This window comes from Parasphingorhabdus sp. (assembly GCF_036963705.1).
In the GTDB taxonomy this organism is placed as follows: domain Bacteria; phylum Pseudomonadota; class Alphaproteobacteria; order Sphingomonadales; family Sphingomonadaceae; genus Parasphingorhabdus.
Genome location: NZ_JBALUT010000049.1, coordinates 1 through 20,877, shown reverse-complemented (window position 1 = coordinate 20,877; position 20,877 = coordinate 1). Strand labels below are relative to the sequence as shown.

General features: G+C 52.5%; 18 protein-coding genes and 1 pseudogene. 4 read left to right on the top strand and 15 right to left on the bottom strand.

The annotated features are described in order from the left end of the window. Nucleotides 1-306: helix-turn-helix domain-containing protein (locus tag V7680_RS11260; RefSeq protein ID WP_335653370.1), on the top strand; the 306-nt coding region annotated here is incomplete at its 5' end. Between the two features lie 162 nt (nucleotides 307-468). On the opposite strand, the gene V7680_RS11255 is transcribed toward V7680_RS11260, so the two are convergent. Genes V7680_RS11255 through V7680_RS11245 form a run of 3 tightly spaced genes read right to left on the bottom strand, consistent with a single transcriptional unit; the run spans nucleotide 469 to nucleotide 3,967 of the window. Continuing rightward, nucleotides 469-1,308, bottom strand: a complete 840-nt coding sequence (locus V7680_RS11255) for a hypothetical protein (RefSeq protein WP_335653369.1) — start codon at nucleotides 1,306-1,308, stop codon at nucleotides 469-471. 39 nt (nucleotides 1,309-1,347) lie between these two features. Then, on the bottom strand, nucleotides 1,348-2,493 hold the full coding sequence (locus V7680_RS11250) for a ComEC/Rec2 family competence protein (RefSeq protein ID WP_335653368.1): 1,146 nt from the start codon (nucleotides 2,491-2,493) through the stop codon (nucleotides 1,348-1,350). Beyond that, nucleotides 2,480-3,967, bottom strand: a complete 1,488-nt coding sequence (locus V7680_RS11245; protein WP_335653367.1) for a phospholipase effector Tle1 domain-containing protein — start codon at nucleotides 3,965-3,967, stop codon at nucleotides 2,480-2,482. Before V7680_RS11245 ends, V7680_RS11250 begins: the two co-directional genes overlap by 14 nt. 523 nt (nucleotides 3,968-4,490) lie before the next feature. Here V7680_RS11245 and V7680_RS11240 point away from each other — a divergent pair. After that, nucleotides 4,491-5,126, top strand: coding sequence for a S24 family peptidase (locus V7680_RS11240; protein ID WP_335653366.1), 636 nt, complete (start codon nucleotides 4,491-4,493; stop codon nucleotides 5,124-5,126). Between the two features lie 23 nt (nucleotides 5,127-5,149). Here V7680_RS11240 and mobF read toward each other — a convergent pair whose 3' ends face one another. The 4 genes from mobF to V7680_RS11220 form a co-directional block, all read right to left on the bottom strand. Continuing rightward, on the bottom strand, nucleotides 5,150-8,077 hold the full coding sequence (gene mobF, locus V7680_RS11235) for a MobF family relaxase (protein WP_335653365.1): 2,928 nt from the start codon (nucleotides 8,075-8,077) through the stop codon (nucleotides 5,150-5,152). 43 nt (nucleotides 8,078-8,120) lie between these two features. Continuing rightward, complete coding sequence (locus V7680_RS11230) at nucleotides 8,121-10,394, bottom strand: type IV secretion system DNA-binding domain-containing protein (RefSeq protein ID WP_335653364.1); 2,274 nt, start codon at nucleotides 10,392-10,394, stop codon at nucleotides 8,121-8,123. Then, complete coding sequence (locus V7680_RS11225) at nucleotides 10,384-10,716, bottom strand: hypothetical protein (protein ID WP_335653363.1); 333 nt, start codon at nucleotides 10,714-10,716, stop codon at nucleotides 10,384-10,386. Before V7680_RS11225 ends, V7680_RS11230 begins: the two co-directional genes overlap by 11 nt. 769 nt (nucleotides 10,717-11,485) lie before the next feature. Beyond that, nucleotides 11,486-11,707, bottom strand: coding sequence for a hypothetical protein (locus V7680_RS11220; protein WP_335653362.1), 222 nt, complete (start codon nucleotides 11,705-11,707; stop codon nucleotides 11,486-11,488). Nucleotides 11,708-12,045: 338 nt separating this feature from the next. Here V7680_RS11220 and V7680_RS11215 point away from each other — a divergent pair, with 338 nt between their 5' ends. Then, complete coding sequence (locus tag V7680_RS11215) at nucleotides 12,046-12,291, top strand: DUF6437 family protein (RefSeq protein ID WP_335653361.1); 246 nt, start codon at nucleotides 12,046-12,048, stop codon at nucleotides 12,289-12,291. Nucleotides 12,292-12,376: 85 nt separating this feature from the next. On the opposite strand, the gene V7680_RS11210 is transcribed toward V7680_RS11215, so the two are convergent. The 7 genes and pseudogenes from V7680_RS11210 to V7680_RS11180 all read right to left on the bottom strand — a co-directional run bounded on the left by V7680_RS11210 (nucleotide 12,377) and on the right by V7680_RS11180 (nucleotide 17,387). Then, nucleotides 12,377-12,766, bottom strand: a complete 390-nt coding sequence (locus V7680_RS11210; protein WP_066746344.1) for a single-stranded DNA-binding protein — start codon at nucleotides 12,764-12,766, stop codon at nucleotides 12,377-12,379. 475 nt (nucleotides 12,767-13,241) lie between these two features. Beyond that, a pseudogene (locus V7680_RS11205) lies at nucleotides 13,242-13,517 on the bottom strand (DUF6915 family protein); the annotation flags it as partial. Then, on the bottom strand, nucleotides 13,517-13,981 hold the full coding sequence (locus tag V7680_RS11200; RefSeq protein WP_335653360.1) for a DUF6878 family protein: 465 nt from the start codon (nucleotides 13,979-13,981) through the stop codon (nucleotides 13,517-13,519). The gene V7680_RS11200 and the pseudogene V7680_RS11205, both read right to left, overlap by 1 nt. A gap of 122 nt (nucleotides 13,982-14,103) precedes the next feature. Beyond that, nucleotides 14,104-15,060, bottom strand: a complete 957-nt coding sequence (locus tag V7680_RS11195) for a DUF2493 domain-containing protein (RefSeq protein WP_335653359.1) — start codon at nucleotides 15,058-15,060, stop codon at nucleotides 14,104-14,106. Nucleotides 15,061-15,303: 243 nt separating this feature from the next. Beyond that, nucleotides 15,304-16,041: an RES family NAD+ phosphorylase gene (locus tag V7680_RS11190; RefSeq protein ID WP_335653358.1), complete on the bottom strand. Its 738-nt coding sequence runs from the start codon at nucleotides 16,039-16,041 to the stop codon at nucleotides 15,304-15,306. Further along, nucleotides 16,013-16,390: an MbcA/ParS/Xre antitoxin family protein gene (locus tag V7680_RS11185; protein ID WP_335653357.1), complete on the bottom strand. Its 378-nt coding sequence runs from the start codon at nucleotides 16,388-16,390 to the stop codon at nucleotides 16,013-16,015. Before V7680_RS11185 ends, V7680_RS11190 begins: the two co-directional genes overlap by 29 nt. Before the next feature lie 70 nt (nucleotides 16,391-16,460). Then, nucleotides 16,461-17,387 carry an ArdC family protein gene (locus V7680_RS11180; RefSeq protein WP_335653356.1) on the bottom strand — a complete coding sequence of 309 codons (927 nt, stop codon included), beginning with the start codon at nucleotides 17,385-17,387 and terminating at the stop codon, nucleotides 16,461-16,463. On the opposite strand from V7680_RS11180, the gene V7680_RS11175 reads away from it, so the two are divergent. Further along, a complete protein-coding gene (locus V7680_RS11175) occupies nucleotides 17,323-18,684 on the top strand; it encodes an ATP-binding protein (protein ID WP_335653355.1) in 1,362 nt (453 codons plus the stop codon). The genes V7680_RS11180 and V7680_RS11175 overlap by 65 nt on opposite strands. A gap of 90 nt (nucleotides 18,685-18,774) precedes the next feature. Here V7680_RS11175 and V7680_RS11170 read toward each other — a convergent pair whose 3' ends face one another. After that, complete coding sequence (locus V7680_RS11170; RefSeq protein WP_335653354.1) at nucleotides 18,775-20,754, bottom strand: ParB/RepB/Spo0J family partition protein; 1,980 nt, start codon at nucleotides 20,752-20,754, stop codon at nucleotides 18,775-18,777. Nucleotides 20,755-20,877 lie beyond the last annotated feature (123 nt).

Sequence of the window (20,877 nt, the reverse complement as noted above, 5' to 3'; positions counted from 1 at the left end):
GGCATATGGAGAAAAGAAATGAGCGCTTACGATACTATTGAAAAAGGGTTGAATGAAGCCTTAGCTTTCGCCGAAGGCCAGACTAAAGGCGCTCGTGTTCACAAAATTGAAGTACCGAGCGTCGATGTCGTTGACATTCGGCAAAAAACCGGCCTGTCGCAAACAGACTTCGCCCGCAGCATTGGAGTTGCAAAAGGTACATTACTCAATTGGGAACATGGCCGAAGAGATCCAAGCGGCCCCGCTCAGGTGCTCCTAGCATTGATCGCGCGCAAACCTTCTGTCGTGCAGGAATTGCTTCGCTAATATTTACCCAATTCAATACCAACACGCCAAATGTAAAAATACAATCTTTCATCATACATCGGCCTGCATACTTGTATCAATGAATTTTGGCCCGCAGCCTGCTACATGCACAAAAAATAGGTAGATAATTGAGGAAAAGAACAAATTCCTTATCTCCGAGATTTAAGGTGCCAAGGAAGTTTCGTCTTCGACGGCTGCGCATTCTCTTGCGGATAAAGGCGATGTCGTAAAATGCCGATCCGCAATTTCTGGGTCGTAATTACCGTAGGAGACAGCGGAAGGACCAACCTCAATCGATTCAATCCCTTGGGTCAAGCCTAGCCTGCAAAATTGTGACCTATTAAACCAAATATCAACCTCGGGACTAATCGCAGAGGATCTTACTCTGAGCTCCAATGACCGATTGCTATTAGCGTTGTAGAAACGGCCAATCTTGCCATTAAGTTGCCGCTCTAATTCGCTGCCTTGCCGGACATACGCGAAACCTCTTTCGGGCTGATATTGGCCCGATCTCGGAGAAGCTGCCTGATAGGCGTTTCCCAGGAAATGAAACGGCGACGTACCGGTTTCAGAAAGTGTCCTTAATCTCGCAATGACGAGGTCATTTTTGGCAATATCCACACTTTTCCGTATGTCCGAGAAAAGGGCATCCGAATTCTGCGAAATCCGCAAAGCGGGTAGTTTTTCCTGAAATTTTGATATCAGCTGCGGATCGTCGGTCTTAAAAAAGCCGGATTCGCGCAAAGCGACCGCATCATCGGTTTTGAGATATCCTTTGGTTCTCAGCCAGACAGCCAAAAATTCCGGCTTCTCGTTTTGCAGTTTGTTTAATTCGGCGAACAAATCTTCTTTGCGCTCAAAGGACTTCCACGAAATCGTTTTCTTGTCCATGTCGATATCGACGCTACCACCGTCAGGCCCGATCTTGCCGACACCAAAGATGAATAGCGCTGCCAATGCCAATATGACGACAACGCCCAAGATAATGGCACCTTTGCTCATTGAGGACATATTGGCTCCTACTGGCATAATTTCACTCAATCATCTGCGCGGATTATCATCGGCTTTGAACGTCCGGCTCGTAGATACGGTGTAATTATCGCCGTCCGAAGTGACGACAACATCGCCTTGATAGATGGCCTGGACCCGGCGCACTTCATCTCCGACGCTCTCGGTGGCACCCCATGCCGTTTGAATGATCCTATATACCTTTGCCTGTTCTAGGCGCTGCAAGGTTTCATCATGAGGATGGTGATAGTCATTGTCGTTGCCCGCAGATATGATTGCAATGACCGGTTTGATCTTTTCAAGAAACACGCTGTCAGAGCCATTATTGCCACCGTGATGGTCGACATGCAGAACATCGACAATGATCCCCATATTTTGGATAACATCTCCGACCGCGCTTTCCACTTTCGCATCTTCGCTGCCATAGGTCCTGCCAATCATGTCGCCTGAAATCAAAAAATGGAAATCCTTGTAGCTGACGAGAAAGGAGAGGCTGCGCTCATTCTCCGTGTTCACCCTTGCAACCCGGCTACCACGGTTCCTGACATATCCGTTGCCGGCTAGCGCGGTCATTTTTGAGCCGGAACCTAGATCAATCTCAAAACCATCGACGCTAGCCTGGTTGCTCAACGACACACGCTCGCCCATAGATTCGGCCAATAGCCTGTACTTTCTGTAGGCTTGGCTGGTCGCAGCAGGCGTATCGCCGCGATCAACGAAGGATCGCACGGGAATGTCATCTCCGCGGCCGATCTCATCCTTGTCCGGTGCAAATGAGGCCGCTCCTCCGACCCAACCGTCGTTTCCATCATTGTCGTCATCGCCTATGCCGCCCGGCGTCTTATTCCAGCCCAGAAGAAAGCTGTCGCCATGGTGAGGGCCAGACACAATTCCGCCAATGTGATCGACGTCGTAATGCGAGACGATCAGATAATCGAGGGATTTGACCCCATGTTTGGATAGCACCGCACCAATAACTTTGCCGCCATTATAAGCCGCGACATCTCCTCCGTCGAAGAGTATATTGACTCGGCTGCCATCAGCAGCCGGTGGCCCTTGAATCAGGGTCGCATCGCCCTGCCCCACCCTGATGTTCGTAATCTCCAGTTCCTGAGCATTGGCCGCACTCGATATGAACCACAGCAAGAATCCAAATATGGCGGTTCTAGTCAGTAACATGATCTCCTCCTCCTGCTCCATTGCCCGTCAAATGATCCGGTGGAATCTTTAAGGCCATCCCAACGAATATGTCATCAGGATCATCGAGTTGATCCCGATTGAGATTGAAAATCTCGTCATATCTGTTCTTGTTACCCAAATATTTTGCCGCCAGTTTTCCCAGCGTGTCGCCACGCACTACTGGATGGACCAGTGCAATTTCGTCATCTGATCCCTCAGCATCCACGCCCAATACCGTCATCCTAGAAGCAACGGCGCCCAGAGTCTTTGGCCGATACGCAGCAGCACCTCGTCCTGCACTAGGTTCAGCGTTCCAGCGGCGGCGAGCGCTTGCGCTGACCTGGACAATATCATTTGGTCCGACACGGTCCGAAGAAAGCATGGCGCTCTTCAACTTGCCGATGAGCGAGTTGGCGCTGCGCGCAACCTCGGGATCGTTCTGCAAGGGAGCCAAATGGTTGGGGGAAATTTCATAGGCTCGTGATTCCGGGCCGTTGCGAACTTCTAGTCCTTGCGCTCTGGCACCCTTCAAAACCCAGGCTAGCGTTGCATCTGAAAGCCCCCGTTCCGGACCGCCGCCGCCGACCGAACCATGAACGCCAGGAAACCATTTTTGCTGATATGGGGCGTGGGGATCATACATCGACCAGTCTTGGTCGGTGTTCAGATCCGCCACGTTGTTCCACAGGACAGGCTCAAACAAGACACGGCGCTCATCGATTGCCACAGCATGGCGCGCCGCCTGCACCTTGCTGGTTAATTTGGCATCGTGAAACTTGAATTTTCGGTTTATCCAGGTGGCTCCAGGAATAAATTTGGGACAGCCCAGCGCCGCCACCGTGTCCCAAACACCGATATATTTGATTTGCAGGATAGGCACATCGCGCCAGTCCATATCGCTGCAATTCTCCTGCCGCCAGTCCTTATCCCACTCGCTCACACAGATTTGTGAAGAATATTGGGAACGGAATATGAGCGCATCAAGCGAGTCATCGCCATCACCCTTGAAAACTGCCTTATAAAGTCCGATCGCTTCTTCGATTTCTTTGGCGCTATCGACATTCAATATTCCGGCATGTCGGATAAAACCGACAAACGAGCGGGCCGTGAAGGCCCCCCGGGAGAAACCGAAAGCAAAAATATGATCGCCGGGTTCGTAATTGAACAGCAAAAAGCGATAGGCATCCCGGATGTTATCCATCATCCCCTTGCCAAATGCGCCACCGCGAAACCGTTCATCCTTAGCGGTACCGATACCTTCGTCATAGTAGATTAACTGAGGCGTACCATCGGATGCGATCGGCTTGGTCATCTCTGCCAACAGCACAACATTAGTCGGTGAGTCGGCGGCAAGCTTATTCCAAGTCCCGTCAAAACAAAAGACTAGTCGTTTCATGCCGACCCCCAATTCTCGCCAATGTCTAAGTTTACAATATGCCCCAAAACCTTTGATGTTAGAAATGCAAGAAAACAATACTAACCCTTAAGACCAGAGCCGCGTATTCAGCAGTAGTACAGTTTTCGCATTTTCAATTTCATGCTAAATCAAATGGCTCCGTATTGGAAGATCAATGCGAAACTATATTTGGCACGATAGTCTGAGTAAATTCTTAAGGTGTCCGTACACTAATTGCCTATAGGCCTCACGTTCGATCTGAATCGAATAAACCGCATCAACTATTGTTGAGCCCAAGTGGTTGTGATTCCGAGCTAAAAGCTTCTTGTTTCCGCAAATATTCCTCCACTTTCTTCAATGTCCGTGCGCGCGGCCTGCGTCCTTCCCGCAAATCCAAAACAAACCTCGGATCACCCACGGCGCGCCTGCCAAACCGCGTCGGTGACATATGTGTTTGCTTGAGATGCTTTTCGATACGATCCAACAGTTTCACATGAGGCCTCCTCGAATCATAAACTACTTGTGTTCCTGTTATGTTCCTAGTAGGAAGATTACATATTGTCTAGGATAAATCCTATTGAGGGGTCGAAAGGCACAAAAGATGGATGATGTACGAGAAACTCTGGAACGGCTGATCCGCGAAAACCGGGATGATTATTCCGGCCTCTCAAAAATGCTTGGCCGTAATGCAGCCTATATCCAGCAGTTCATAAAGCGCGGCACGCCGCGCAAGCTGGATCAGGAGGACAGACTTAGGCTGGCGAGTTTTTACGGCGTTGACGAACAACTATTGGGCGGGCCGCCGCCAACTGGCAGTGACGGCATGGTCGAAGTCCCTGTGCTTGATGTCAACGTTTCTGCAGGACATGGCGCGCTGGCGACAAGTGAGGATAGGAAAACACGTTTCTCATTCGATAAACGCTGGCTGCGCAAACTGACACCGGCTAGAGGCGCCAGCCTTTCGGTCGTCCGCGTCATGGGCGATTCGATGGAACCGACCCTGTCGGATGGCGATGACGTTCTCGTGGACGCCTCTGACCATGGTTCGCGGCTGCGCGATGGAATCTATGTGATGCGGGTCGATGACACGCTGGTGGTAAAGCGCATTGCGCTACGCCCCGATAGTCCTTTCATTACCATTGCCAGCGATAATCCGGCCTATCCGACCTGGGAAGATGTTGATCGCAGCACGGTCCATATAGCAGGCCGCGTGCTTTGGTTTGGTCGCGCGCTTTGATCAGAGGTTTGCTCTGAGACCATCTAAATTCCCATATCCAATGGCTTGCTGTGCTCTTTCTCAAGTTCTCGCTGGTCCTTTTGCGGTTCTTTGGGCGCAATGTCCTGGCCTTTCGCAAGTCCGGTGGCAGCAGCTTTGCCCAGACGTGCGGTCACTTCGAGCGCCGATGTTTTTGCGCCGTCATTTTTCTCCACTGCCGCTTCCAGTTTCTCGCGGTTGTCAACGATGAGCGTCAATCCATCGCGCAATCGGGTAATTGTCACCAGAAACGTCTGTTTGTTTGAGAGATTGCGCTCGCGGCTATCCATGACCGCGATCCCGCTATCAGAAGTTAGCCCCTGCGCCATATGGGCGTTGAGCGCGTAAGCCAGATCAATACGTTTTAGCATGGGATCTTTATGGGGCAGACGATGTTCGATGCCGGAAGATGTTCGCAAGTGAACATGCCCAGCATCAATTGCTGTAATATTTGCCTGATCGGCATTGAACAATCCGCGTTTGTGATCGCTGTCGGTCCAGCGGATTTTATCGCCAGCATAAATACCAAGCTGCTTCTTTTCATATAGAGCGATCTGATCCTCAGCAGCATTGGCGCGCAGTTTGCTGACCTGGAAGCTCCGTTCCCTGCCCTTGCGATCCTTTAGAACAAGCTGTTTTGCGCGATCATCAACCGAGACGACATGATATTGCCCTTTGCCCAAGCGCTGACTGCGATCTGCAGCCTTGAGTTCGATCATCATGCCGGGATTGTAGTTGTGAATATAACGCAGTTCTTCGCGGGTGCTGTTGACGCGGGAGAATGTTTCAAGGCTCAGCCCGCGTTTTCCCAGTTCATTATTTTGTTTAAGTCCCGTTTGCACCGCTTCATTGACGGCTGTGCGCAGCGCCCGTCCCGAAGCATAAATGGCAGTGGATTTTCGTTCCTCGGGCGAGAGCGCCAGCCAACGTTCGGCGGCGATTAGGGCGCTGCCCTCTTTGGTTTCAACAATATGGTCCTTCAAATAGGACATGGCCTCGCCAATATTACCAGCCTGGGCTGAATATTGCGCGCGGCGCAGTGTCTTATCGCGAGCCCGCAAATTGGTGATCATTTTTGCAGTATCAATGCCCGAGGCCTGTACAAGCGCAAAGGGCTTGCCGGCATCGACAGCGCCAAGCTGCTTCTTGTCCCCGATCATCACCAGACGGTCGACCTCGAGCAGGTTTGCGAGCCGGACCAGCTTTTCTTTTTCGACATTGGATACCATCGAGGCCTCGTCGAGTACCAGCACATGGTCTTTCATGGCGGCTTTGGCTTCTGTGAGAGCATTTTTATCCGCTCCCTCCTGTAGGAGGTTTTTGTGACTTCCGATGAAGCGCGCCAGGGTCATCGACGCAATCCCGGTATCGCGTTCGAGCATCTGGACGAGCGTATTCTGGACGGCGAGACCCAGAACCGTTTTACCATTCTCGCCAAGAAGCTGCGAGACGGGTTTAAGAAGGCTGCTCTTGCCTGCCCCGGCAATGCCCTGCACCGCGATAATGCGGTTGGACGATGATAATATCATCCGGCCTGCGGACTCTTGTCCTTCGTTAAGTGTCATCCCAAAGTTAAGACCCGCGACCGCTTGCAGCTGATCGCCTGCCATGCCCGATGACAAAAAAGGCTCTGACTTGCCCCTGCCCGCTTCTACCTGTCCAATTATGCGCTGCTCGATCTGTAAAGCATCGCGCGTGGTGACAAAATCGCGGTCGCGTCCTTTGCCCCGAACAAGCTCACCTTCCCTGACCAGCGCCCTCACGCGGCGTTCAACATGGGCAATGGATGTCGGTAGGCCAAAATCCAAAGCTGTCTTGTAAACATCATGAACCCCAAAGGCTGCTTCGCGCTGCGCCAGATGGCGAATGGCTGAAGCGGTCGCCTGCGCTGCAGCTATCTCTTCGCGGGGTTTGTTCAGGATATGCACTGGCACCAAAGGATCGGCGGAAGGCTTTGGACCAAATCCCTGAATTTTTTCTGCAAACGCGCGCAGGAAAATCATCCCTTTTTGGGCCAGCGACAGATTGGGATGTTTGTCAATTTCCAAACCTGCTGCGCGAATATTGGCTTTGTCGATCAATCCGCCAAGATCGAGATCCATCGCCTTTGCTGCTTCCTGCCATGTTGTAGACAAGGCATCCCTGTCCTTTATGGCTTCTTTGGGCGCACGGGTGGCCAGAGCGGCAATCTTGCCAGCTTCCAGTCCTGGTCCCCGGCGCGCATCAAGCACCTCCTGTCGGCGCGTAGAAAAGGCCATGACCGCTTCGCGCGATATACCTGCGGCTTCAAAATTACCGTGCTTGCCTTGATGGGCAGGCTGATAGCCAAGCTTTTCGATTTCAAGGCGAAAGCGCGCCATCGTCATGCTGTTCAGAAACGTGTTGTTCGACCAAAGTTTGTCATTATGCAGCGCCCGCCATTTGGCGTCCGGGCCTTGGGTGATATTGGCGACAACCGCGTGAAAATGAACATTGGGTTCAGAATTGCGATTGGTATCATGCTGAAACAGTCCAATCGTGAGATTGCCGGTACCAACGGTCTTGATCTTCCCGCGAGAGAAAACTCGTGTTTCTGCGACATTTTCCTCGGCCCATTGCAGCGTCTCGGTCACCGCAGTCCGGTAGGCATCGATGATCCGTTTATCGCCGCCCACCAGAGCGATTAACGACCAGCTTTTGGGCAGCGAGAAAGTAAGATCGGTTCCGGCGCGGTGATATTGTTTATCGCTGCCAACACGCTCGCCATTTGGCAATTCACCGCGCAGCAGAGCTTCAAAGGCCGGCGCATCTACTTGACCTTTTAGACCTAACCGCTCGGCTCCTTCTCCAATCCATTGGCCGGACCGATCCGCATCGGCTTTGGTATAATAGTTATCCGCCGCAAAATAAGTGGCAGCGCCGCCCGCAGAGCGGACATTGGAAGCGGAGAGCATAATCAATTCCCATAATTAGGGCGCGCCCTCCACCGCGCAGGTTTCACATGTCATATTCGCCGATATCGCGGTCCGGCTCATCGCGCACAGCGCCTTCGCGCAGGTCGCGGCCAGCATCACGCGGCGAACCGCTGAGCGACCGGGCCTTGTTTGCCGGATCGGATGGATCAGGCAGATCAGAGCGCTGCTGTTTGTCATCTTCGGGAGACGGTGATGGCGCCTGCTCATCCTTGCCGAGCGATTTAACCGGACCATCGGTAGCCGGATCCGCTGTGCCATCCTTGAGTATTTTATCTTGAGGCTCATCGGACAATTGGACATCGATGATTTCTACTGGTTCCCGAAAGGCAAACTCCTTTTGATCGGCCGCAGATTGTTTGACGCCTTCTTCATTGTCATCGGCGTCCGCTGCTGGTTCTACCTCCCCGCCGTGGCTATTTTTATCTGTCCTGTCAGGCTTGGAAGACAGCAGAGGTTCTTTCCGGGGTGCACTGGATTCACCCGTTTCATCGGGTTCATCAAATGCCCGCGCAATATATCCTTCGGCTAGACTGGGCCAGGATTGCGGGATCAGTTTAACCGGCGCAGCGGGAAAGCCATCGGGAAATTTGATATAGCCGTTAAGGCGCGGCAAGTTCATAAACTGATCGGGTAGCAGCAATGGCTCGATCTGCCTTCTTGGGGTCAGGCTGACCGCATCACGGGCATTGTTATAGCCGTAACTATAGCCTTCTTCCATGTCGCGTATTTGCCGGTGACCGATAAAGTCCGAACACCATGTTGCCGTTTCCCGGTCGGCTGTAGCCAGGATTAATTTGGTGCGCGCAAGCGAAGACAATGTCATCGCCATATTTTCACCATACACCTCCTTGAGTTTGGCAAATGCATGAATACCAGTCACGATAGCGCCGCCAAAATTGCGGGCCGTTTGCAAACCTTTTTCCAGCGCTGGCAACCGGTGCAATGCGCCCAGCTCATCAATCATGAACCACACCCGCAAATCGGATGTCCGGCTCATCGACATGAGGGTGTTCATCGCGGTGTCCATCCACAATGTCAGCAGCTTGGAACAGATACTCATGTCTACGTATCGCGCGGATATAAATATGATCCCGCCGCGCGCGGATTCATCTTTTATCCAGTCGCGGATTGAGAAGTGCGGGCCATGTTTGGGCAGCAGCATTAAAGCCTCGGCATTGGCATTAAACACAGCCCGGATCGAAGTTGCCATGCGGGCCGCTTTGGGCGCGGTCAGTTGCTCCGCGACAGTACCCTTTAGGAGCTTATGAACATCTGTGAGATCGGCCGTAATCAGCTTGTTTGCGAGCGCCTCGTTGGTTGGCGTTCCCGCCTTCATCAGTTGCATGCAGGATTGCACAAATACCGAGCGGGCACCAATAACCCAGAACTGGTCATCGCCGCCGCCATCCTGGGGTACTATTGCTTCAGCAGCGCTGTGAAATTCGGCAATGGTGCTGCAATCATTGAACACACTCCATTGCGGACAGCGGGCATCAAGCGGGTTCAATATGACATCACGCGAAGGGTCATAGAAATGTTCGATAAAGGCACCGGTTAAATCGAATATGACGGCGCGCTGTCCCTTTCTACGAGCCTCGTCAATCATCTCCAACAAGGCCACGGTCTTGCCGGTTCCGGTTGTCCCGATCAGCATCGCATGGCTCTGCTCAAGCCGCCAGGGATAACGAACGCCGGCTATTGCCGAGGGCTTGTAATAACCTGCCTTGTCAAGCGCACTCTGTCCTGCCAGGCGCCAACGCCAACCTAAAGCGGCGCGCATTTCCCACGCTTGCTCGCTGGCATTGTGACGGGTTATTTCTGCTTGCAGTTCGGGCAGTGTGGCAAGCTGCGCGCCGCGTTCATGTTTGCTTTCTTTCGACCGTCCGCCAAAATACTCAGCAACCCAGTAGAACAGGATAAAGGCAGGCAGAAACAGCAGTGCGGAGATGGCCAAAGCCGTGCGGAGCGCGGTCCATAATTCGTCCATTGCCCGCACTACCGGAGGGAAATTTGGTACCGCTGCAATCGCCATCTCCATGCTCGCGCCGCCCGCAAGATCAAGATTAACCGGCTTGGTAGGATCAAACTCCATGAACGCGTAAAGCGAAGCATAAAGGTTCATACCGGCAAGGTAACGCTGATGGTCGGTAAGACCCGATGTCACCATCCAATAGGAGATGCCGAGCAAGAGAACAGCAGCAATGATCAAAGGGGCTTTAAGTCCGCTTGCGAACATGAATCCAAAGTGCCCGAGAAGCTGGCTGCCGCGCGTGAAGTTTACAATATTACGCTTCATCACGGCCTCCATTCGAAGAGGCTGGAGCAAGCCCCAATCGCTGCAGGCGGCGGGCATAAGCATCATGGGTTTTTTGCCGAAGCGAACTATCTGGATGGGCTGTTAAAATGGCATCAAGTGCTACGGAGGAAAATACAATCTCGCGGGCTTTGTCGAGGTCTTTTAGGGTATCCTTACGACCTTCATCCTGCGTAATATACGCCGCCATGACAAGATCGCGAATGAAGACGCTGACACATTCGCCGTGGTCATCAGCTTCCGATCTGACCCACTGTGCAAGCGGATAAGAAAGATAGGTTTGTAAGCAAATATGGTTGGTCATACTCAGGTTCCTTGACGTTCAAGAACCTGGTTCACCCTTCGAAAAGCCCAATAAGAATAAATCGTGAACAAGTCTAAGTCAATCGGTTATGTTTCTATAATTATCAATAACTTGCGGCGATTTGATTGGGCTAAGACTTGGCAAAAACCCACCAAGTCTTAGAGGATTTGTCTGTTACATCGGTCGATTTTGGGACTTAAACAGTTGATATCAATGAAAATATCCAAGGCAGCGAGCTGCGTACGGTGTGCACTCTTTTGTTCCCAGCTCGGCAGTAAATTTCCAGGAATTTTCTCGATTACATCATGTGGCGTTATGCCACGTGGATAGCATGGATAAAAACGCGCGCTGATGCTTGACATCAGCGCTCCACAATTACCCCATGGCTAGAATTTCAAACTAAAGCACGAGCAAAAAATAAGGGCAGCAGAATGGGGATTCCGCTGCCCCTATGTCACCCGATTTGGGTGTTTTCCATATCAACGCCAGCCCGGGTCGCAAATGGCCAGAATCGATACGGAAATTCTGAATAATCTTTATTCCTGATAGTTAGCAACTCGATTCCCACAATGATTGTACAGAATCGACTTTCGGCAAAGTACCTTGTGTTTCTCCCTGTTAGGTTTAAGCCAACCGACAGTGCAGAAAATGTCTTTCAGGCCGACGGTCGGGAGGCTAGGTTTGAAAGACATTTTCGGCGCTACCACTTTCTGAAGCGAACAAAAATAAAGGCAGAGACCGTTTCCGGCCCCTGCCCTGTGTGCCGTCCTTAGAATTCATCCAGCAGCGCCCCATGGACAGTATGGACAACCCGGTTCATTGCCCATGTCGGTAGCGCGTTATAATCTCCTTCGTCCAGTGCTATATAACCCTGGTCATCGTCTTCCACTACATGCTGATCGAAGAAGCTGTGAAGAGCCCTTCGTTCCGCTGTTTCTACCGCCGCAAAATAGCTTTGTGCATCAAATACCGTATCAACTGCCTGTGTCATACTACCTCCTGAAATTTGTCAAAATGACGACAAGTCTCGTGATGCGTGGAGGGCTACCGGGTCACAGGACCGGCTGGAACAGGCGGCCGCGAAGCGGCGATGGGGGAAACGATTTTATCGCGCAGAGCGGCGCAGCCGCTAGAGCGGTAAAATGGTGGGGCCCCGTCGTCCTTTACGCGGTGGCCCTTCGCGCATCATACTTGGACTTCAAGTGAGCAACCCCTCCCCAAATTCGTATTCCACATCCAGATTACATTCGCAAAAATCATTTTCCTACAGGTGGGACAATATGCAATTACGGAGTTTCAAGGGGTCAACACTGAGAAAAAGGAAATCTCATGACCAGAAAAACAGGCGCGCTTGCAGCGCTCAAGAAACTGGAAAGCGAACGCGCGAAACTCGACACAAAACAGCAAGAGCTGGAGACCAAAGCGGCAACCGAACTGGGCCGGATGTTCCTGGGAAGCGGGATCGAAACGTTTAGCGCAAAAAGCCTCAAGCTCATAGGAATAGCGCTGGGAAAGATGAATGAAGAGCAGGCGCTGGCCACACTGAAAATTGGAGGGTCTGCTCAAACGCGTTAATATCAACCTCCACGCACAAGAACATAAAAAAGGCCGCGCCGGGAAACCGGCGAGGCCTGATTGCTTGCAAGATGAAGATCAAAGATCATTCATCGATGTCGGGAGCATCCTTGTTATCCTGGGACGCACCGCGGGTGAGAAAGTCCACCTTGTCGGCAAGGATTTCACAGCCATAGCGTTTGATTTTGTCGGCATCTTCCCACTGGGTATAATGCAGGCGCCCCTCGATCGAAACCATCTGGCCCTTGGTGCAATATTGGGCAACATTCTTGCCCAGACCGTTGAAGCAAGTGATGCGGTGGAATTCTGCATCTTTGACCGTAAAGCCTTTTTCATCCTTGTAGGTCTTGCCTTCACTGTTGCGGGCGGGACGGTCGGTTACAACCGAAAGATTTGTAACCGTTGTACCGCCGTTTGTTTCCCGGCTTTCTGGATCGCGAGTGACACGTCCAACCAAAACTACGATATTTGTCATTGTTATTCTCCTGATTTAATCTTCAAACCGGAACCATTCCGGCTTGCGAACTGACGCCCGAAACAGGGAGAAGCCGCATTGCACCGTAGGCGCGTAGCGCCTCAGGGAAACCGGCTTTGTCCGGGTGGTGCGGGCAGCACCTGAAAGGTGCAACACGGCCGGTAACAAAGCTGGTTGCAATGCGGCTGACCTGGTTCAGGAAGGTTCGCGAAAAAGCCGAATTGGCTCTCGGTTGATTTGATCTTCAGGAGACGCTGACAAGCCTCGTATTGGATCCGACAATCGCGATTGATGCACGAATGTCTAACGGCCAGCGCGATGGCTATCTGTTGGGAACGCGCATCTAACACCGGCAATCCTTAGGACGGAACAGGCTGCTCGAGAACGGGCCTTACGCCGCCATATTTGCGTCAATGGTAACGAGCTTTGGTTGCCCTCGCATCATCCAGGCCTTTGGTTCGATTAGCCGCGCCTAATCCGCAAACGAGGGAATATTTCCCAAATCTTCCACGACATGCTGTTCGCCGATCAAGCGGACAGGAACCTCGCGGCCATCGGCGTTAACAATGATCGTACCGAAGAGTGATTCAGCCATGAATATGCCTTCGGCATGATGCCGAAGCGCCCGGTGCCTCGGGTCCGCCAGTATTCCTTTCGATTTATCGAACCATTGATGTAGGGGCAGATAATCGCCTGCCTCGCCGCCCCATTTACGGACCGAAGAAAGCGCATGATAATGACAATGCGACATTATTCCTCTCCCCAAATTTCGGTTTCAAAATATTCGGTCGCACGGAGACTGCAGCACAGCGCCATTGTTCCTTCTTCGACCTCAATCCTAAAGAGGCCATAGGCCCCTTCATTGATTTCCCATCCCGGATGATGCACTTCCAGAGCATCATAAGCGACGGTTTCAAGTGCTTCCGACAGAGGCATGGATTTACGCATGATCATTGTTGAGCCGATCTCAAATGTTTCAATTGCGACTTTGGCATCGGAACAATCGACTGGCTTGTTATCGTTCGAATAGTACGTAGCAGCTTCCAGACAACCGCTGTCACCCATGCCATCATAGTTGAGTTCAACACTCGCGATATTTGCCTCTCGCAGCGCATCAAGAATAGCTGGCTTGTTGCGCTGAAAAGACTGGATCAAACGCGCGCTGCGGCTCTTCTGTTTGTCAAAATAGTCCGTCATCCATTCACTCGGTTCCATGATAAATACCTCCGGTTCTGTTTTAGCCGATCACACCGTGTGTCCGGTTCAGGGAAACCCGAGCCTCCTTTCCTCTTACTGAAGAAAGCCAGCACCGCGGCTGCGGCGCTGGCTCGGACAGCCTAGCTGCCTGTATCGGTTGGCTTTGTCTTGGGGCTGACGCCAAGAGGCCCGCGCCGATCAACGACCGTGATACGCCGTCTCTTGGCTTCGATGACGAGACGTTCCAATACGCCGCTCCCTGGAAAGGCAATGACATAGCGAGGTGCAAGACCCAGCATCTGTTCATTGCGTTTGAAACCGGCTCGTGCACCCAAGTGGCGATCCAGCGAAAAGGTAAGCTGCGCAACGCCGCGACGCTCAGCCCAGGATGCAGCTAAACGGTCGGCACCCTTGCCATCTCCGCCGTGGACCAGCACCATTTCAGCAACGGAATTATGCACCTTGTCGAGCGTGGCCCAGACATTGTTGGCAAAGGTCTTTGCATCTTCGGTGCTGTTTTGCTTGGTGCGTCCACCAGCAAAGATGATTGGCGTACCCTCGGGCATCAGCGCTTTGCGTCTGGACTGGCTGCGTGCTTTGAGAAAATCACGGCCCTGAATGACGGCAGAGGTCAGCATCGCCCCGTGATTGGCACGGGAACTGGACACCGGTTTCCAGGAGCTATGCGTTTCATCGAGGTAGAGCGCCGCTGCAACCTCGCGCATTTCTTCAAACGCGATCATCGAGGCTTCTGCCGCTTGCGCGCGCTCAATCTGCTCTTCCAGGTTGCTGGTATGCACTTCTGATCCATCAGCAGATGCGATGAGTGCCCGGACCTCATCCGATGCACGGTCAAGCTGCTTTGATTTACGCTGCGCAGCGCGGTGGAAGAGATTGACGAAGCCCCATGCAAGATCTTCAGCGTCGGCTTCAAGCGCGGTATCGGTAAAGACAGCGAATAAATCCGACCAAACAGCTGCAAGTGTCTGCGAAATAGCATCCTGGGCTGGAAAATCCGATGATATAAATGGGGAATTGCTGATTGTGAGACCGGAAAGGTCAAGACCAGCAAGTTGCTGTTTGAATAAATTGTCCATGATGTTCTCCTGATATGCGGGAGATGTTCGGCACCTTGCCGCTTTATCCCGCAAGAGCCCGAAAGGACCGTCAGGGTGCATGGCGCACCGCCGACAGGCGGGGAACCTCGCGAGACAAGGCTGGCGCGGGCCACACGGGCCGCAGTCCTCGCGGGGTTGCGCCGCAGCCCTGATGGGCCAGGGCCTCTCTTGCGGGGAGAAAAAGCGGTCAGTAGTTACGTCTACAATTAGGAGATTATGGAATCAGTGTTGGGGCATGTTTGGTAGGCCGAAAATCTCCGGTTCAAAGGCATGACTTCCTCCGCCCGGAAAAGCCGCAATGGCGTTTAGTCGCCCCTGCTCGAACCGAAAATGCCAAGTCTGGCGATAATCCGGTGTCTTCCCGGCGAATATGGATGGATCAAATATGGCGCTATTATATCCAGCATCCGGATCACGCACCGAGACTGTGCGGATAAGCTGCGCATCTGCTTTGCGAGCCACATCAGCGAAATCCTGACAGGCTTTATAGTCATCCAGATGCGTCCAGTCTGATGCTTGCGCGTCAAATGGCGGCCTGGAAAGATCAACCGCGCGTGAGGTCGAAACGGCAACGGAAAAACTCAGATGCTCACTGGTCCGGTTCCCCGGCACAAAACTCGGCGACCGGCTGAAAAAGCGCAATCGCCAATAGGCAGTCTCTGCAATCGCTGTTGCTTCCTGCTCGCTGGCATAGAATATGCCGGGCCGTTCATCAGCCTTGCGAAACCGGCTGGCCATATGGTGGCCATAGCGAAAGGGTGAGCCGAGAAGATAATGCAGGCCTTGGGCTGCTTTCGGCAGATCAGGCTTTGCATCCTCCGCCAGTTCTTCAAGACGAGATTGATCCTCCAAACTATCAGCAAGCCGATTGGTAGAAATGCGGTGCTGCGCTTCCACAACCCGCCAGACTTTCCGGCGATAGCGCCGGAACTCAGACGCGAGCGCGGTGGGCGTCCACATAGTCACATACGGTCATCAGACCTTTGAAACTGTCGATCAGATCAATCGGTTTTGCGTCCAGATCAAGATTATGGGATGCCAGCCAGGATTTGGCCGCCTTGTCATCACTGCCCAGCAGCGCATCCAGACTGCGGAACAAGCGCAGCAAAAACTGACCGGCTTCAAAAGATTTGGAGGCAGGATCAAGAAATGTTTTCCCGGAACGAAGCCGGGAAATGGTTGCTTCCGACAGGCCCAGCACCGCACTTAATTTGACATTGCTCAGGTTCCAGAATTTTGCAATTCTACCAATTGCAGAACTTAGCAACCTATCATCGCTCCGTTCTATTTCGAGTGCCCGTTTAGTCATTTTCATTTCTTTCTAATGAATGTAATTTACAATAATCTTTCATTTGCAAGATTGCAAGTTTTTTGCTCAATCATGCGGCATCGGATAATTCACCAGGCTCTTGTTGCACATAACCGCCAAGGCTCAACAGCAGATTTGACGCCTCTTCCGCGCGCCCCGCCGCTGTCAGTATAGCGCGATCATCCTTTTTGAGCAGCTTTAGCCAACTGGCGATATAGCTTGCATGATTATCCAGATGTCCGACCGGAAGGCCAAGCTCCGCGCCCAATATGGCACTGGAAAGCTCTGCTACCAGCTCTTCGGCGGCATAAGCAGCACTGCCAAAACGGTTCTTGAGATCACGATTCAGGCGCGACTTATGGCCTGACCAGTGACCAAGTTCATGAGAAAGGGTCGCACAAAATTGGTCATAGCCATCAAACAGACTGACGGGCGGCATCGTAATACGGTCAGCTACCGGTTCATAGTAGGCGCTGCTGCCATGCTCGCGGATATTGGCACCGATATTCCCAAAGAACTGGTCGAGCTTTTCCGTTCGTCCCTCCGGTTCGATATCCAATACTTCAGCCTTGGGATGGTAGCGTTCGGGCAGACCGTCGCATTGATCGGCATTGAATATAGCATAGGATTTGAGCACGCGACGGGTTTCCTCCTGCGCTTCACCATGATCCGCAGCTTCGATTTCTTTGGTATAGCTTTTGTAGAATATGGCGATGGACGATTTTTCGCCCTTGCGAACCTGACCGCCAAGCGATGCGCATTGCCGGTAAGTCATCCAGTAAGGAGAATTAAAGCCACTTTCCTGAGCCATCATCCAGAGCCAGAATACATTCATTCCGCGATAGGGCGTACCGCAACTGCGCAAGGGCCGTGAGACTGGAAGTCCTCTCCAAGGCTGTATCCAGGGTTTTGTTCCAACTTCCAGTTTTTCAATGATGGTTGCTGTAATTCGCGCTGCGGGCGATATTTTGGGGGATTGGCTTTGTTTCCGGGGCATGTGTTTTCTCCTGAATATCTCCAGCGAAATTACTGGATCAGACAGGCCCAAGCCCCCTATCCTCTCTCATTCGGAAGTCAGGCTCTCAATATATCTTGCAATTCTGGAACTCTACTCCATAAATACAAGGATGATTGACCGCCGAATTCACGATATTTTGCTTGAAAGACTGGCTGAAAGCCCCGCAGTTGCCTTGCTGGGGCCGCGTCAGGTGGGTAAAACGACTCTAGCGCAGGAAATTGGTGAAAGCGGTCCTTCCCTCTATCTCGATCTGGAATCGGATGCTGACCGATCCCGAATTAGAGAACCGGAGCTTTATCTTGGTAACCATGAAGACAAGCTTGTAATCCTCGATGAAGTTCACCGTGTTCCGGACCTTTTCCAGAACTTGCGCGGATTGATTGACAAAGGTCGTAAAAAGGGAAGGAGAACGGGCCGGTTCCTCCTGTTAGGATCAGCATCTCTGGACCTGATGCGCCAGTCGGGCGAAAGTCTGGCGGGCCGCATCTCCTATCTGGAAATGCGGCCACTTGACCCTCTTGAAATCGATTCAGGTGACTTGAATGAACTTTGGGTAAGGGGTGGATTCCCGGACAGTTACCTTGCCAAAAGCAATCAGACGAGCATGCGCTGGCGCAGGGATTTTATCCGCAGCTATCTGGAGCGGGACATCCCGCAATTGGGGCCGAGAATTGCCGCTGAAACACTCAGACGTTTCTGGGTCATGCTCGCACATCATCAGTCCGGCCTATTAAACGCTGCCGATTTCGCAAGATCACTGGGGGTCGATGGAAAGACGGTTGCCTCCTATCTTGACTTGATGGTTGATCTGTTGCTCGTTCGTCGTCTTGAACCCTGGCACAATAATACCGGCAAAAGACTGGTCAAATCTCCGCGTGTTTATGTACGTGATAGCGGCATTGTTCACGCGCTACTGGGCATAGACAATCTCGAAGCCCTGCTTGGCCATCCGGTCGCCGGAGCCAGCTGGGAAGGATTTGTCATCGAAAGCCTGATCGCTGCCGCACCTGAAGCTACGCTGGCTAATTTTTACAGGACATCGGCAGGAGCAGAAATCGATCTCCTTCTGACGCTGCCCACAGGCAAACGGTGGGCGATTGAGATCAAGCGAAGCTTGACGCCAAAATTGGAAAGAGGCTTTTATAATGCCTGCGATGACATACAGCCGGACCGGAAGCTTGTGATATATCCAGGTTCCGAAAGCTATCCCCATTCTGAGGACATTGAAATTGCATCACTGCCGGAAGTTGCCGGTCAACTGGCCGCGACCCGGTAACCGCCTACTGCCATGATTTTGATGAAAAGAAGCGGCTTGCCTTAAAAAGGCAAGCCGCTTCAGCCAGAAGACCGCCTGTCAGGAGGAGGATCAGGCAGCCCTGTCGGCTATCTCTGGAATATCTTCTGATGCGCCGGCTTCCGAAGTTTCATCTTCCAGAACTTCGTCAGCCGCTAACGGATCAACAAAGCGCATTGCATCCGGAACCCACCGGGCAGCGGCTTGTTTGACTTCAGCCTCCGCAATGAAATTTCCGGAGAAGATACGCTCGGCCGTTGCCGCAAGATCGGCTTTTTTGGACGCGCCGTAGCGGTTTGAAAGTTCCAGACCGCCAACTTCTTGCATTCCGCCAAGCGTTTTGGCCTTGGGTACACGGTCAAAATAATTGGCCGCAGTCGGACGCCACCAAGCCGCCATATCGATTTCCAAGATACCGCCCAGATAATCGTGCAGTGAGACTTGCCGGTCGCCTTCAACATTCAGGCTCGCGACCAGCGTTCGCGCGACAACATGGCCGAGCCACGCGCTGCGCGCATCATCGCTCAATGACCGAAACGCCATGAAACGCTCGACATCAGTGGTGCCAGCTTTCCAACTTTCATCCAGCGACCCGCGCAATTCCGCCAGGCTTGCACTTGCCGGTGCATCCTTTGCCTCGAAATTATGAGCCGGACCATGGGCGGTCGGGCCTTTCAGCGTCGATGCCTCCTTTGCCCGCCAATCATGACTTTCACCGTCAGCAAGCGTGAAGATCATAAAATCGAGCGCGAGCGCCGGATCGCTTGCCACATGAAGCGACAAAATATCGCGCCGCTGCATCGCCAGTTCATCGACAAGTCGTTTGGAAAGCGCTGCGCGCTTGGGTTTGGCGGCCTCGCCTTCCACGACCAGTTCGACGCCTTCATCTTCGATAGGGGCATCAGCCTTTTCCGTATAATATTGCGGAACCAACGTCGGTACCCCGTCATTACCAAGCGCCAGAAAAGCGCCTGCTTCGCTGCGAAGCGCATCTGCCAGAACTGGCTTGCGATCATTGAGCAAGCGCATTTCCTCTTCGATTTCCGACACTCGTTTCTCGGCTGCGAAAACGTCATCTTCGCTGCTGTCTTCATTTTCGAGAATGACGGCCTCATTGTCGTATTCGATTTCCAACTCGGAAAGACGCGCGATTGCTTCCTCGCTCAGCGGTTCAAGCTCGGTAGGAAGCCGGTTCAAGCCTTCGATCAACTCATGCGAGACATAACAGTCAAGCGTTGGCTTTACCCAGGCAAGACCATGCTGGTCTTTAATCTCGTCGGATCGCCATTCCATTTTCTCAACGGCGAGACGTTCAAGAACAGCAACGTCAACCCAGCTTTCACTTTCATCATCGTCAAAAAGTTCTCGGTCGATTTTGCCGCCCGCCTCGAGATAAGCATCGCGTCCAACTAGAACAGCGCGGGGATCACTGGCCAAGACACTGGCGTCCATAACCATTCGCCGGATGCTGTCGGAATTTACGCTGTAATATCCTCCCGAGACTTCCTCGAACACCTGGGCCTGACGTTCGATATCCGAGGTCGCGCCGTAAGCTTTCGCGATATCAAGCGTGATGTCACCGCTTGCCAAAGCTTCAAAAACCACTGGTGCGAGCTTGGCGAGCCGCAAACGCCCTTCGACAAAGCGAACGGTCTGACCAAAGCGAATGGCAACATCTTCAACGCTTGCGCCGTCGTTCACAATATCCTGAAACGCTTCGGCTTCATCAGCCGGATTGAGTTTTACCCGCTGGAAATTCTCGGCCAGACTGATTTCCCGGATTTCATGCGCTTCGCCGTTTTTAACCAAGCATGTAATCGGCTCGGTCTTCTTAATCGCCTTGTCGTTGGCAAGAGCCTTCAACTGTTTAAGACGCCGGCCACCTGCCGTGACCTCAAATTTGCCCCGAGCAATCGCGTTAACGACCAGATTTTGTAACAATCCACGCGCTGCAATGTCCGCCTTCAGCCATGCATCGGTTGCGGGATCAGACCGCTTGCGGACATTTTTCTTGGATTCAACGAGCTTGTTGAGTGGAATAGATTTGAACATTTTATAACTCCTGATTGATCGAACCAACGATTTTCTGCGACCATCGCCAAAACCGGGTTCAAAAGAGCCAAGCCTCCTCCCCTCTCATTGCTAGGGATCACGCGTTCGCTTTCTGGTGGTTTG

What these genes read in the sequence shown, in the direction of transcription:
- V7680_RS11255 (WP_335653369.1), bottom strand. Translation starts at nt 1,308, where the DNA reads ATGAGCAAAGGTGCCATTATCTTGGGCGTTGTCGTCATATTGGCATTG.
- V7680_RS11250 (WP_335653368.1), bottom strand. Translation starts at nt 2,493, where the DNA reads ATGTTACTGACTAGAACCGCCATATTTGGATTCTTGCTGTGGTTCATA.
- V7680_RS11240 (WP_335653366.1), top strand. Translation starts at nt 4,491, where the DNA reads ATGGATGATGTACGAGAAACTCTGGAACGGCTGATCCGCGAAAACCGG.
- mobF (WP_335653365.1), bottom strand. Translation starts at nt 8,077, where the DNA reads ATGCTCTCCGCTTCCAATGTCCGCTCTGCGGGCGGCGCTGCCACTTAT.
- V7680_RS11230 (WP_335653364.1), bottom strand. Translation starts at nt 10,394, where the DNA reads ATGAAGCGTAATATTGTAAACTTCACGCGCGGCAGCCAGCTTCTCGGG.
- V7680_RS11225 (WP_335653363.1), bottom strand. Translation starts at nt 10,716, where the DNA reads ATGACCAACCATATTTGCTTACAAACCTATCTTTCTTATCCGCTTGCA.
- V7680_RS11220 (WP_335653362.1), bottom strand. Translation starts at nt 11,707, where the DNA reads ATGACACAGGCAGTTGATACGGTATTTGATGCACAAAGCTATTTTGCG.
- V7680_RS11215 (WP_335653361.1), top strand. Translation starts at nt 12,046, where the DNA reads ATGACCAGAAAAACAGGCGCGCTTGCAGCGCTCAAGAAACTGGAAAGC.
- V7680_RS11210 (WP_066746344.1), bottom strand. Translation starts at nt 12,766, where the DNA reads ATGACAAATATCGTAGTTTTGGTTGGACGTGTCACTCGCGATCCAGAA.
- V7680_RS11200 (WP_335653360.1), bottom strand. Translation starts at nt 13,981, where the DNA reads ATGGAACCGAGTGAATGGATGACGGACTATTTTGACAAACAGAAGAGC.
- V7680_RS11195 (WP_335653359.1), bottom strand. Translation starts at nt 15,060, where the DNA reads ATGGACAATTTATTCAAACAGCAACTTGCTGGTCTTGACCTTTCCGGT.
- V7680_RS11190 (WP_335653358.1), bottom strand. Translation starts at nt 16,041, where the DNA reads ATGTGGACGCCCACCGCGCTCGCGTCTGAGTTCCGGCGCTATCGCCGG.
- V7680_RS11185 (WP_335653357.1), bottom strand. Translation starts at nt 16,390, where the DNA reads ATGACTAAACGGGCACTCGAAATAGAACGGAGCGATGATAGGTTGCTA.
- V7680_RS11175 (WP_335653355.1), top strand. Translation starts at nt 17,323, where the DNA reads ATGATGGTTGCTGTAATTCGCGCTGCGGGCGATATTTTGGGGGATTGG.
- V7680_RS11180 (WP_335653356.1), bottom strand. Translation starts at nt 17,387, where the DNA reads ATGCCCCGGAAACAAAGCCAATCCCCCAAAATATCGCCCGCAGCGCGA.
- V7680_RS11170 (WP_335653354.1), bottom strand. Translation starts at nt 20,754, where the DNA reads ATGTTCAAATCTATTCCACTCAACAAGCTCGTTGAATCCAAGAAAAAT.